Below are 13,286 nucleotides of genomic sequence, written 5' to 3'. Positions count from 1 at the left end.
CCCGGTGACCTTCCCGCCGGCGGGCCGGTTTCCCGCCCCTCTCTCCAACTTGACGTATGACCGGTGGAAACGGTTGCCCACCCAACGCCGCGCGAGCCGAACCCTTATGGGTGAGGCTCTCCCCGGATCACCGCGAGCACGCCGTCCAGCTCCTCGGGTTTCACCAGAACGTCACGTGCCTTGGAGCCCTCGCTCGGCCCCACGATGTTCCGCGACTCCATCAGGTCCATCAGCCGGCCCGCCTTGGCGAAGCCGACCCGCAGCTTCCGCTGGAGCATGGAGGTGGACCCGAACTGCGTGGAGACGACCAGTTCGGCCGCCTGGCAGAGCAGATCCAGATCGTCGCCGATCTCCTCGTCGATCTCCTTCTTCTGCCGGGAGCCGACGACCACGTCCTCCCGGAAGACGGGGGCCATCTGGTCCTTGCAGTGCTGGACGACGGCCGCGACCTCCGCCTCGGTGACGAAGGCGCCCTGCATCCGGGTCGGCTTGTTGGCCCCCATCGGCAGAAAGAGTCCGTCGCCCTTGCCGATCAGCTTCTCGGCACCCGCCTGGTCGAGGATGACGCGGCTGTCGGCGAGCGAGGAGGTCGCGAAGGCGAGCCGGGACGGCACATTCGCCTTGATCAGACCGGTGACGACATCGACGGAGGGCCGCTGGGTGGCGAGCACCAGATGGATCCCGGCCGCACGCGCCAGCTGGGTGATGCGGACGATCGCGTCCTCCACGTCACGCGGCGCGACCATCATGAGATCCGCCAGCTCATCCACGATGACCAGCAGATACGGGTAGGGCTGAAGCTCCCGCTCGCTTCCCTCCGGCGGCTTGACCTTGCCCTGGCGCACCGCCTGGTTGAAGTCGTCGATGTGCCGGTAGCCGTACGCGGCGAGGTCGTCGTACCGCAGATCCATCTCGCGCACGACCCACTGGAGCGCCTCGGCGGCCCGTTTGGGGTTGGTGATGATCGGGGTGATCAGATGGGGAATGCCCTCGTACGCGGTGAGTTCGACCCGCTTGGGGTCGACAAGCACCATGCGCACATCCTCCGGAGTCGCCCTTATCATCACCGACGTGATGAGGCAGTTGATGCACGACGACTTTCCGGAGCCGGTCGCTCCGGCGACCAGGATGTGCGGCATCTTGGCGAGATTCGCCATCACATAGCCGCCCTCGACATCCTTGCCGAGCGCGACCAGCATCGGATGATCGTCCTCCGCCGCGTCCGCGAGCCGCAGTACATCGCCGAGGTTGACCATCTCGCGGTCGGTGTTGGGGATCTCGATGCCGACCGCGGACTTGCCGGGAATCGGCGAGATGATCCGCACATCCGGGCTGGCGACGGCATAGGCGATGTTCTTGGTCAGCGCGGTGATCCGCTCGACCTTCACGGCCGGGCCGAGCTCGACCTCGTACCGGGTCACCGTCGGGCCCCGGGTGAAGCCGGTGACGGCCGCGTCGACCTTGAACTCCATGAAGACATTGGTCAGCGAGGCGACCACGGTGTCATTGGCGGCGCTGCGGGTCTTGCCGGGCCCGCCGCGCTCCAGCAGATCGAGCGCGGGCAGCGAGTAGGTGATGTCACCGGAGAGCTGGAGCTGTTCGGCACGGGCCGGCAGCGGCTGGGGCTCGGGCGCCGGCTTGGTGAGATCCGGTACGGCCCCGCCCCTCCCGGCCGGTGCGGTCCGCTCGGCGCTCCCGGGCCGCTCCCGCTCGGCGGCGGGGCCGGCGGGCGCGGCGCCCGGTGCCTGCCGGGAGACGGCCCGCTGCCGCTCCGCGGTGAGATCCCGGGTGAGGTCGGCGACGAGCGGCGAGGGCGGAAGGCCGTTGTAGACCGCTCCGTCGAGCGCGGCGGCAGCGGCGGCGGCCACATCGACGGCGTCCATGGGGCGGCCCAGCGGGGAGATGATATCCTCTCCCCCGCCCCGGGCGCCCCGGCGGCGGCCGGGCGCCTCCGGCTCGGCGTCGTCCGCGTCACCGGGGGCGTACGCCGGCGGCGCGCCGCGACGGCGCGCGCCGGGCCGTCCGCCGCGTCCCTGAACGGTGTCGCGCCACTGCTCCTCGTACCGCTGATCGTCCTCGTCGGCCTCCTCCGGCTCCGGCAGCGGGGCGATGAGGCCCAGCCGGGTGCCGAGGAGCCGCAGCCGCTGCGGGATGGCGTTGACGGGGGTCGCGGTGACGACCAGCAGCCCGAAGACGGTGAGCAGGAGCAGCAGGGGTACGGCGAGCACCTCGCCCAGCGCGAAGATCAGCGGCTCGGACGCGCCCCAGCCGATCAGCCCGCCGGCGTCCTGCACCGCCTCCGTACGGCTGCGCTCGGGGGCGCCGCAGGCGATGTGCACCTGGCCGAGCACCCCGATCAGCAGCGCCGAGAGGCCGATCACGATCCGGCCGTTCGCCTCGGGTTTCTCCGGGTGGCGGATCAGCCGGGCGGCGACGACACCCAGCAGTATCGGAACCAGCAGATCGAGCCGGCCGAAGGCTCCGGTCACCAGCATCTCGACCAGATCGCCGACCGGGCCGCGCAGATTGGACCAGGTGCCGGCGGCGACGATCAGGGCCAGCCCGAGGAGCAGCAGCGCGAGGCCGTCCTTGCGGTGCGCCGGGTCGAGCCCCTTCGCGCCCCGCCCTATGCCCCGGAAGAGGGCACCCACGGCATGCGCGAGCCCCAGCCAGAGGGCGCGCACCAGCCGGTACACACCCCCGGTGGGTGAGGGCGCCGGTTTGGGCACGGGCTTCCTGGCAACGGCCTTCTTCCCGGCGGGCTTCCGGGCCGGGGCCTTCCCGGCGGGTGCTTTCCCGGCCGGGACGCGCTTCGGGGCCGCGGCCTTCTTGGCAGCGGGTTTCCGCGCGGGCGCCACCTTCTTCGCCGCACCCGCCGCGCCTGCCGCACCGGCGGAGCCCGGGGACCGCCCGCTGCCCGCCGCCCCCGCACCACCGCTCGTACGGCCCGCGCGCGGCTTCGCGGTACTCGCCGCGTCCTGGGAACTCTTGCCGGACGTACGTGGGGCCATGGTGGTGAGGTTACCGGTGTGAGCGGCGGTGGACACGTGTGCCCACCCCTTCACCCGTTCGTGTCGCCGATGACCGCTCCGGAGTGACGTCTGCTCAAGCGGGAGCGGGGCGCGGGGAGTCAACCTCCGTACCGTGCGCCCGCTCCGCCGGAGGCCGGCGGGCCGACGCCGAAAACCCGCCCGGACCGGTTGTTCCGGTCCGGAGCGGGTCAGTGCGGCGCGGGCGGGGTGTTGCCGCCGGTGCCCGGTTCCAGGGCGTCCAGGGCACGGCGCAAACCCGTGAGTTTGCGTTCGAGATGGGCGGCGGTGGCGACCGCGGCGCCGTCGGCCGATTCGTCGTCCAGCTGTTTGGTGAGCGCCTCCGCCTGTTCCTCGACCGCCGCGAGCCGCGCGGACAGCTCGGCGAGCAGCCCCGCGGCCTCCCGGCCGCCGATGGACGGACCCAGCGGTCCGCCGGCCGCGCCGGCCGACGACCCGGCGGCCGCGGCGGGAGTCTGCCCGCCGCTTTCGAGCTGGAGACGCAGCAGCGCCGCCTGCTCCCGCAGCTGGCAGTTCTTCATGTACAGCTCGACGAAGACCGAGACCTTCGCCCGCAGCACCCAGGGGTCGAACGGCTTGGAGATGTAGTCGACCGCACCCGCCGCGTATCCCCGGAAGGTGTGGTGCGGACCGTGGTTGATCGCGGTGAGAAAGATGATCGGGATGTCCCGGGTCCGCTCTCTCCGCTTGATGTGCGCGGCGGTCTCGAATCCATCCATGCCGGGCATCTGAACGTCCAGCAGGATGACCGCGAAGTCATCTGTCAGCAGCGCCTTGAGCGCTTCCTCTCCCGACGATGCCCGCACCAGTGTCTGATCGAGCGCGGAGAGAATGGCCTCCAGCGCCAGCAGATTCTCCGGCCGGTCATCGACCAGGAGGATCTTGGCCTTCTGCACCATGCCCCGTCCTCCTCGCCCCGGCTTGGGGTCTCCCCGGCTCCATGAGCCGGGGGACGCACCGGGCGCCGCCCCAGGGGACGACTCACTTGTGTCGCCCGTCCTTGTGCCGGTCATGGTAGCCGCACCCCACCCATCGCCACACCCTGTCACCACGATGTCACTGTGCACATAGCAGAAACGTAACGGGAGTCCAAAAGGTTCCCCGTATAACGCCCTCTCACACCCTCCTGGCCACCGTCAGTCATGAACTGCCCAAGATCCGAACGTAATTCGCTCACCTCTGATGCATCCACTGCTCCATCACTGACAGCAAGTGATCGGGATCGACTGGTTTGGTGACATAGTCCGAAGCACCCGACTCGATCGCCTTCTCCCGGTCGCCCTTCATCGCCTTCGCCGTGAGCGCGATGATCGGCAGCCCGGCGAACTGCGGCATCCTGCGGATCGCGCTCGTCGTCGCGTAACCGTCCATCTCCGGCATCATGATGTCCATCAGAACAACCGTCACATCGTCGTGCTGCTCCAGCACCTCGATGCCCTCCCGGCCGTTCTCCGCGTACAGCACCGAGAGTCCGTGCTGCTCCAGCACGCTGGTGAGCGCGAACACATTGCGGATGTCGTCGTCGACGATCAGCACCTTCTCATTGTCGAAGGCGAAGGTGCGACGCGGCTCCTGCGGCTCGGCGGTCTCCTCGGCGCCCGTCTCCGGACGGTAGCCGGATCCGGAACCCGCCGGCGAGCCGGACGGCGTCGGAGAGGCGGGCAGTGCCGACCGCTCCTCCATCGCCCCGATCGCCTTGCGCCGGCGCCGGAAGAGCGCCGCGGGACCGCTGTGCGGCTCCGGCTGCACCGGCCGCTCCAGCTGCGGGAATCCATCCGCCGCACCGTGCTCGTCCTCGCCCGTGCCGTGCCCCGGCCCCATCGGCTCGGTGGGGTGCAGCGGCAGATAGAGCGTGAAGGTCGAGCCCCGCCCCGGCTCACTCGCCGCGTGGATCTCACCGCGCAGCAGCCGGGCGATCTCCCGGCTGATCGACAGCCCCAGACCCGTACCGCCGTACTTGCGGCTGGTCGTCCCGTCGGCCTGCTTGAACGCCTCGAAGATCACCCGCATCTTGCCCGCCGCGATCCCGATCCCGGTGTCCGTCACCGAGAACGCGATCAGCCCGGACTCCGGATCCCGCAGCGAACCGACCTCCAGCAGCTGCTCGCGGATCGCCTGCGGCACATCGGCCCCGGCCGGACGGATCACCAGCTCCACCGCACCCGAATCGGTGAACTTCACCGCGTTCGAGAGCAGATTGCGCAGCACCTGGAGAAGCCGCTGCTCATCCGTGTGCAGCGTCGCGGGCAGCTCCGGCGAGACCCGTACGGAGAAATCGAGACCCTTCTCCGCCGTCAGCGGCCGGAAGGTCGCCTCCACGTAGTCGACCAGCTGCACCAGCGCGATCCGGGTCGGGCTGACATCCATCTTGCCCGCCTCGACCTTCGACAGATCGAGGATGTCGTTGATCAGCTGGAGCAGATCCGAACCGGCACCATGGATCGTTTCCGCGAACTCCACCTGCTTCGGCGAGAGATTGCGCTCCGCGTTGTCCGCCAGCAGCTTCGCCAGAATCAGCAGCGAGTTCAGCGGAGTCCGCAGCTCGTGCGACATATTGGCGAGGAACTCGCTCTTGTACCGCATCGACACCGCGAGCTGCTCGGCCCGCTCCTCCAGCACCTGCCGGGCCTCTTCGATCTCGGTGTTCTTCACCTCGATGTCGCGGTTCTGCTGGGCCAGCAGCTCCGCCTTCTCCTCCAGCTCCAGATTGGACTCCTGAAGCGCCTTCTGCCGGTTCTCCAGCTCCGCGGAGCGCTCCCGCAGCTGCTCGGTCAGCTCCTGCGACTGCTTCAGCAGCACCTCCGTCTTGGAGTTGACACTGATGGTGTTCACACTGGTCGCGATCATCTCCGCGATCTGGTTGAGGAAGTCCCGCTGGATCTGGGTGAACGGCTGGAAGGACGCCAGCTCGATCACCCCGAGCACCTTCCCCTCGAAGAGCACCGGCAGCACGATCACATGCGCCGGGGACGCCTCCCCGAGCCCCGAGGAGATCTTCAGATACCCCGGCGGCACATTCACCTGAATCGTGCGCTTCTCCTCGGCCGCCGTGCCGATCAGCGTTTCGCCGGGACGGAAGGAGGTGGGCATCAGCCCGGCCGAGTAGCCGTAACTGGCCCGCATGCACAGCTCGTACGAGCCGTCCTGGCCACTGCCCACCACATCCGGCCCGCCCACCTGGGTCGCCAGGAAGAAGGCACCGTGCTGCGCCGAGACGACCGGCGTCAGCTCACTCATGATCAGCGAGGCCACGTCGTCCAGATCGCGCCGCCCCTGCATCAGACCGGAGATCCGGGCCAGATTGCCCTTCAGCCAGTCCTGCTCCTCATTGGCGAGCGTGGTGTCGCGCAGATTCGCGATCATGGTGTTGATGTTGTCCTGGAGGACCTGGATCTCGCCGGCGGCATCCACATCGATCTTGAGATTGAGATCACCGCGGGTCACCGCCGTCGCCACGGCCGCGATGGCGCGCACCTGACGGGTGAGGTTCCCGGCCATCTCGTTCACCGACTCGGTGAGATCGCGCCAGGTGCCGTCCACGTCACGGACCCGGGCCTGACCGCCCAGCTGCCCGTCCGTACCCACCTCACGGGCCACCCGGGTGACCTCCCCGGCGAACGACGACAGCTGATCGACCATGGTGTTGATCGTGGTCTTCAGCTCCAGGATCTCGCCCCGCGCGTCGATGTCGATCTTCCGGGTGAGGTCACCGGTGGCGATGGCGGTGGTGACGGTGGCGATCTGCCGCACCTGACCGGTCAGATTGGACGCCATCGAGTTCACCGACTCGGTGAGGTCCTTCCAGGTGCCCGAGACACCCGGCACCCGCGCCTGCCCGCCGAGCCGGCCGTCCGTGCCCACCTCGCGCGCGACCCGGGTCACCTCGTCGGCGAACGACGACAGCGTCGTCACCATCGTATTGACCGTGTCGGCCAGCTCCGCGACCTCGCCGCGCGCCTCGACCGTCACCTTCTTGGTCAGATCGCCGTTGGCCACCGCCGCCGAGACCCGCGCGATGTTCCGCACCTGATTGGTCAGGTTGTTGGCCATCAGATTGACGTTGTCGCTGAGGTCCTTCCAGATACCGGTGACCCCGCGCACCCGCGCCTGGCCGCCCAGTACGCCCTCGGTGCCCACCTCGCGCGCCACCCGGGTCACCTCGTCGGCGAAGTCCAGCAGCTGGTCGACCATGGTGTTCACGGTCGTCACCAGTTCGAGGATCTCGCCCTTGGCGTCCACGGTGATCTTCTTCGACAGATCGCCCTTGGCCACCGCGGTGGTCACCTCGGCGATATTGCGCACCTGGGAGGTGAGGTTGTTCGCCATGAAATTGACGGACTGGGTGAGGTCCTTCCAGGTGCCGCTGACACCCTGCACCTCCGCCTGGCCGCCCAGAATGCCCTCGGTGCCCACCTCGCGCGCCACCCTGGTGACCTGCTCCGCGAAGTTGGAGAGCTGGTCGACCATGGTGTTGAGCGTGTTCTTCAGCTCAAGGATCTCGCCCCGCGCGTCCACATCGATCTTCTGCGACAGATCACCCCGCGCCACCGCCGTGGCGACCTGCGCGATGCTGCGGACCTGGCCGGTCAGATTGGACGCCATCGAGTTCACCGAGTCGGTCAGATCGCGCCAGACCCCGGCCACCCCGGGCACCTGCGCCTGACCGCCCAGCCGGCCGTCCGTACCCACCTCACGGGCCACCCTGGTGACCTGGTCGGCGAAGGCGGAGAGCTGGTCGACCATCGTGTTGATGGTGTTCTTCAGCTCAAGGATCTCGCCCCGCGCGTCCACATCGATCTTCTGCGACAGATCACCCCGCGCCACCGCCGTCGTCACCTGGGCGATCTGCCGGACCTGAGAGGTCAGGTTCCCGGCCATGAAGTTGACGGAGTCGGTGAGCTCCTTCCAGGTGCCGCTGACGCCGTCCACCCGGGCCTGGCCGCCGAGCCGGCCCTCGGTGCCCACGTCCCGCGCCATCCGGGTCACCTGATCGGCGAAGGAGGAGAGCTGCGCCACCATCGTATTGACGGTGTTCTTCAGCTCCAGCATCTCCCCGGCCACATCCACCGTGACCTTCTGCGACAGATCGCCCCGCGCCACCGCGGTCGTCACCTGCGCGATGTCCCGCACCTGACCCGTCAGATTCCGGAACGCCGTGTTCACCGAATCGGTCAGGTCCTTCCACGTACCCGCCGCACCCGGCACCTGCGCCTGACCGCCCAGCCGGCCCTCGACACCGACCTCCCGGGCCACCCGGGTCACCTCGGAACCGAAGGAGGAGAGCTGCGCCACCATCGTATTGACGGTGTTCTTCAGCTCCAGCATCTCCCCGGCCACATCCACCGTGACCTTCTGCGACAGATCGCCGTTCGCGACCGCGGTCGTCACCTGCGCGATGTCCCGCACCTGACCCGTCAGATTCCGGAACGCCGTGTTCACCGAATCGGTCAGGTCCTTCCACGTACCCGCCGCACCCGGCACCTGCGCCTGACCGCCGAGCAGCCCCTCCGCGCCGACCTCGCTGGCGACCCGGGTCACCTCGTCCGCGAAGGTGCGGAGCGTCTCGGTCATCTGGTTGATCGTCTCGGCGAGCTGCGCGACCTCGCCGCGCGCGCTGACGGTCACCTTCTGCGACAGATCGCCGTTGGCCACCGCGGTGGTCACCTCGGCGATGCCGCGCACCTGCGAGGTGAGATTGCCGGCCATGGTGTTGACGGAGTCGGCGAGGTCCTTCCAGACGCCGGCCACCCCGGGCACCTCGGCCTGACCGCCGAGCTCCCCCTCGGTCCCGACCTCGCGGGCCACCCGGGTCACCTCGGAGCCGAGCGCCTGGAGCTGGTCCACCATCGTGTTGACGGTGTTCTTCAGCTCCAGCATCTCCCCGTCGACATGGACGGTGACCTTCTGTGACAGATCGCCCTTGGCGACCGCCGTGGTGACCAGCGCGATGTCCCGCACCTGGGCCGTCAGCCGGTCCGCCATGGTGTTCACGGAGTCCGTCACATCACGCCATGAACCGGACATGCCGCGGACCTGGGCCTGGCCGCCGAGCTTGCCCGCCGTACCGACCTCCAGCGCCACCCGGGTCACCTCGTCGGTGAACACCGAGAGCTGATCCACCAGGCTGTTCACCGTCCGCGCGACCTTCAGCGACTCACCGCGCAGCGGTCGTACGCTCTCGTCCGCGCCGTGCGAACGCAGCTCCATCCGCTGCTGGAGATCGCCCTCGGCGACCGCGGAGAGCACCCGGCTCACCTCGGAGAGCGGCCGGGACAAATCGTCCACCAGGGCGTTCGAGGCGTCGATGGCCGAGGCCCAGGAGCCCTCACAGGCACCCGTCTCCAGCCGTTCTGTGAGCTTTCCCTCCCGCCCGGCGACCCTGCGCACCCGCGCCAGCTCTCCGGTGAGATGCACATTGCGGTCGGCGACCTGGTTGTAGACGGCCGCGATCTCGGCCATCAGATCGTCGCCCGACACGGTCAGCCGCTTACGGAAATTGCCATCGCGCATCGACTCCAGAGCCGCCAGCAGCTTGTTCAGCGCCGCTGTGTCGACCTCCGTGGTCGCATTGCTCCGGGCTCGTCCGCCTTTCGCACGCGTGCTTGTGCCACGCGTTGCCACGCCAGACTCCACCGTGTCCCTCCCGCAGGGGTTGGCCGTACTGCTCCGGGTGTATCAGGAAGCCTGCCCAGTGTTTCACCCAAGCGGAACCAGGCCATAACAGTTCGGCAGCATCGCTCGGCGTCCCCGCACCCGGAGGGCGGAAACAGCGGCAACCTGCATCCGCTCGGACAGCGAAGGTAAGTAACCTGGCATCCGGCTGTCCAACCGCCCCGGTCCGCCCGGTCGGGTCGAAGTGGGCGAGAGAACTACCACCGGGCACCGGGAGGGGCAGGCCGAACATGGCGGAGCCGGGCGTCGAGACGCGTACAAGGAGTTCTGTGATCACCGCGCGGGCGGCTGCCACCTTCGATCCGGTCGGGCGGTCCGTGGCGACCGCACGGGCTTTTGTCCGCGACACCCTCCAGGGGTGGGGCTACAGCGAAGTCGTCGATGACGCCGTCGTCCTCACCAGTGAACTGGTCACCAATGCGGTCATCCACGCCGGAACATCGGCGGACGTGCTCTGCCTGCGGCTGGGGGACAGTGTCCGTATCGAAGTCGGCGACCGCTATCCCGAACGCGAGGTGCCGATCCAGGCCGCCGGGCACTCCTTCGGCAATCTCGACAGCGAGAACGGCCGCGGCCTGATGCTGTGTTCGGCCCTCGCCTCCCGCTGGGGTGTCGAATACACCCCCACCAACAAGCAGGTGTGGTTCCAGCTCGATCTGCCGCAGCGCCCGGTCGGCACCCGCTCCGCGGGCCCCGTTCTCCCGACCGCGATGCTCCCGGTCGCCGACGAGCGGGTGAGGGTCGCCGTCACCCAGATCGACCGCGCCGGCGCCATCTCGGTCTGGAACGAGGACGCCGAGCACGTCTTCGGTTACGCCGCCGAGCAGGTCATCGGCAAACCCCTGGCCGACCTCGCCGCCTGGCCGCAGACCCCCGGCATCGGCACCGGTTTCGCCGAGGCGCTCCAGCTCTCCCGCTGGGAGGGCAGTTACGGCATCCGGGGCACCGACGGCCGGGTCATCCCCGTGTACGCCTCCCATCTGCGGGTACGCGACAGCCGGGGCGAGCCGTCGACCGTCTGTCTGCTGGTGCGGGACGAGGAGCGGGCGGTCCTCCAGACCCCGCAGCGCGTCCCGGTCTCCGAATCGGGCACCGAGAGCCACAGCACCGACCCGTTCGAGGTCTTCATCGGCTCCCCCGCCCCCGACGATCTGGACGGGCTCCTCCAGCGCACCGTGGAGCGCGCCCGTGACATGCTCGACGGCGACGCCGCCTTTCTGCTGCTCGCCACCGATGACGAGACGGAGCTGGAGGTACGGGCCAGCACCGGCCTTCCCTCGGCCCGCCAGCGGTTCGCCCGGGTCCCCGTCGAGGCGGGCACGGGCCGGTACGGCTCGGCGAGGATGCCGGCGGTTCACGACGATCTGACGGCGGTTCCGGGCGCGGTGCCGCTGCTCAGTTCCACCGGTATGCGTTCCGTGGTGACCGTGCCGCTCAAGGTGGAGGGCCGGCTCACCGGCTCTCTCGGGGTGGCGGCGGAGTCCCCCGGCCGCTACTCCAACGAGGAGGCCCTGCGGCTCCAGTTCGCCGCCGACCGGATCGCGCTGGCCGTGGAGTCCGCCCGGCTGGGCGAGCTCGAACGCCTCCGGCGCGGTTCGCTCTCCTTCCTCGTGGAGGCGTCCGATCTGCTGGCCGGAACCCTCGACCGGGACCAGACGCTGGCCCTGATGGCACAGATGACGGTCCCGACCCTGGCGACCTGGTGCGCGGTGTACACGATCGCCGATCCGGCGTCGGATCCGTATCTGAGCTTTGTGCTGCACGAGGACGAGGACCGCATCGACGGCCTCAAGGCCCTGCTCTCCAAGATCGCCCCACCCGAGCCGGTGACGACCCCGGGCGCCCGCGTGTGGGGCGCCCCGTCGGAGGCGGCCCAGAAGGCCGCCGTACTGGCCTCCAGGCAGGAGCTCGGCCTCGGTGTCACCTCCCCGGTCTCCCCCGGCATCGGTACGACGCTGGCGACGGCCGCCGCGGTCGGCGGAGAGACGGTCGTACTCCCCCTGGTGGCCCGGAACCGCGTGATCGGCATGCTGACCCTCGGCAAGCCGTCCGACGACCACTTCCGCCAGGAGATCCTGGAGCTGGCCGAGGACCTCTCCCGCCGGGCCGCCCTCGCGCTGGACAATGCCCGGCTGTACTCGGAGCGCGTCTCGATCAGCCAGTCCCTCCAGCGCAGTCTGCTGCCCCCGGAGAGCCCGGCGATCCCCGGTGTCGAGGTCGAGGTCATCTACCGCGCCGCCGGTGAGGGCAATGAGGTGGGCGGCGACTTCTACGACGTCTTCCCGATCCGGGACGGCGCGTACGGCTTCGCCATCGGCGATGTCTGCGGTACGGGCCCGGAGGCGGCGGCCGTCACCGGTCTGGCCCGCCACGCGCTGCGGCTGCTGGCCCGGGAGGGCTTCGGCGGCCCGGCGGTGCTGGAGCGTCTCAACGCGGCCATTCTGGACGAGGGTGCCCGCAGCCGCTTCCTCACCCTGCTCTACGGCGAGCTCTGGCCCCAGGAGGACGGCAGCGCTCTCCTCAAGGTCGTCTGCGCCGGCCATCCGCTGCCCCTGCGGCTGCGCCCGGACGGCACGGTGGAGCCGGCCGCGGAGCCGCAGCCGCTGCTGGGGGTGATCGAGGATCTGGAGCTGTACGAGCAGATGGTGACGCTGGATCCGGGCGATGTCCTGCTCTGTGTCACGGACGGCATCACGGAGCGCCGGGAGGGCACGAGGATGCTGGGCGACGAGGGCCTGGCCGAGGTTCTCCGCCACTGCACCGGCCTCACCGCCGGCGCGGTCGCCGCCCGGGTGCTCCGCGCGGTGGAACGCTTCGCGGCCGAGCCGGCCTCGGACGACATGGCCATCCTCGCGATGCGCATCCCGCAACCACAGAAGTCCTGAACACAGAGAAGGCCCCCGCCGAATGGCGGGGGCCTTCTTTCATGAGCCCCAATACGGAATCGAACCGTAGACCTTCTCCTTACCATGGAGACGCTCTACCGACTGAGCTATTGGGGCCTTGTTGCTTCGCTTACGCTGTTCAACGAGGTAAAGCATACCCTCATCCAGGGGCTGCTTTGAACCACTCCCGCGAAAGAATCCGAGCTCAGGACGGCCGGCTGCCCTGCACTGCCGGCCGCCGCCGCGACGGCGGGGCCCAGGGCGTACGGAGGCCGGCCGCGCCGGTCCGGGGCCCACTCGCCGGCGGGCCACCGAAGCTCTGGGGGCAGTTGTTTTCGGGCATGCGAAAGGACCCCACACCTAAGGCATGGGGCCCTCTCTCAAAAATTGTTCGGCGGCGTCCTACTCTCCCACAGGGTCCCCCCTGCAGTACCATCGGCGCTGAAAGGCTTAGCTTCCGGGTTCGGAATGTAACCGGGCGTTTCCCTAACGCTATAACCACCGAAACACTATGAAACAATCAACCAGCAAAATGGTTGTTCATGGTTTCAGAACCAACACAGTGGACGCGAGCAACTGAGGACAAGCCCTCGGCCTATTAGTACCGGTCACCTCCAGCGGTTACCCGCCTTCCAGATCCGGCCTATCAACCCAGTCGTCTACTGGGAGCCTTAACCCC

The 13,286-nt window shown here is 69.0% G+C and carries 4 protein-coding genes, 1 tRNA gene and 2 rRNA genes; 1 reads left to right on the top strand and 6 read right to left on the bottom strand.

Translation table 11 applies throughout. From position 1 onward, the window contains the following. Positions 1-104: 104 nt before the first annotated feature. The 3 genes from AAFN69_RS16685 to AAFN69_RS16675 form a co-directional block, all read right to left on the bottom strand. Complete coding sequence (locus tag AAFN69_RS16685; protein ID WP_347729302.1) at positions 105-3,011, bottom strand: DNA translocase FtsK; 2,907 nt, start codon at positions 3,009-3,011, stop codon at positions 105-107. A 209-nt stretch (positions 3,012-3,220) separates the two neighbouring features. After that, positions 3,221-3,949 carry a response regulator gene (locus AAFN69_RS16680; RefSeq protein ID WP_347729301.1) on the bottom strand — a complete coding sequence of 243 codons (729 nt, stop codon included), beginning with the start codon at positions 3,947-3,949 and terminating at the stop codon, positions 3,221-3,223. 274 nt (positions 3,950-4,223) lie between these two features. Beyond that, positions 4,224-9,683, bottom strand: coding sequence for a HAMP domain-containing protein (locus tag AAFN69_RS16675; RefSeq protein ID WP_347729300.1), 5,460 nt, complete (start codon positions 9,681-9,683; stop codon positions 4,224-4,226). 269 nt (positions 9,684-9,952) lie between these two features. On the opposite strand from AAFN69_RS16675, the gene AAFN69_RS16670 reads away from it, so the two are divergent. After that, complete coding sequence (locus AAFN69_RS16670; RefSeq protein ID WP_347729299.1) at positions 9,953-12,607, top strand: SpoIIE family protein phosphatase; 2,655 nt, start codon at positions 9,953-9,955, stop codon at positions 12,605-12,607. Between the two features lie 44 nt (positions 12,608-12,651). Here the strand turns inward: AAFN69_RS16670 and AAFN69_RS16665 are convergent. The 3 genes from AAFN69_RS16665 to AAFN69_RS16655 all read right to left on the bottom strand — a co-directional run. After that, a tRNA-Thr gene (locus AAFN69_RS16665) sits at positions 12,652-12,724 on the bottom strand. Positions 12,725-12,996: 272 nt separating this feature from the next. Then, positions 12,997-13,113, bottom strand: a 5S ribosomal RNA gene (gene rrf / locus AAFN69_RS16660). Between the two features lie 72 nt (positions 13,114-13,185). Beyond that, positions 13,186-13,286: ribosomal RNA gene (locus AAFN69_RS16655) — 23S ribosomal RNA — on the bottom strand; the annotation flags it as partial.

This window comes from Streptomyces sp. CAU 1734, from assembly GCF_039888735.1.
In the GTDB taxonomy this organism is placed as follows: domain Bacteria; phylum Actinomycetota; class Actinomycetes; order Streptomycetales; family Streptomycetaceae; genus Streptomyces.
The sequence above is the reverse complement of the archived record's forward strand: the minus strand, read 5'-3'. Positions and strand labels throughout refer to the sequence as shown.

Bases quoted from the DNA above. Each gene is read 5' to 3' on its own strand.
- AAFN69_RS16685 (WP_347729302.1), bottom strand. From the start codon at position 3,011: ATGGCCCCACGTACGTCCGGCAAGAGTTCCCAGGACGCGGCGAGTACC.
- AAFN69_RS16680 (WP_347729301.1), bottom strand. From the start codon at position 3,949: ATGGTGCAGAAGGCCAAGATCCTCCTGGTCGATGACCGGCCGGAGAAT.
- AAFN69_RS16670 (WP_347729299.1), top strand. From the start codon at position 9,953: ATGGCGGAGCCGGGCGTCGAGACGCGTACAAGGAGTTCTGTGATCACC.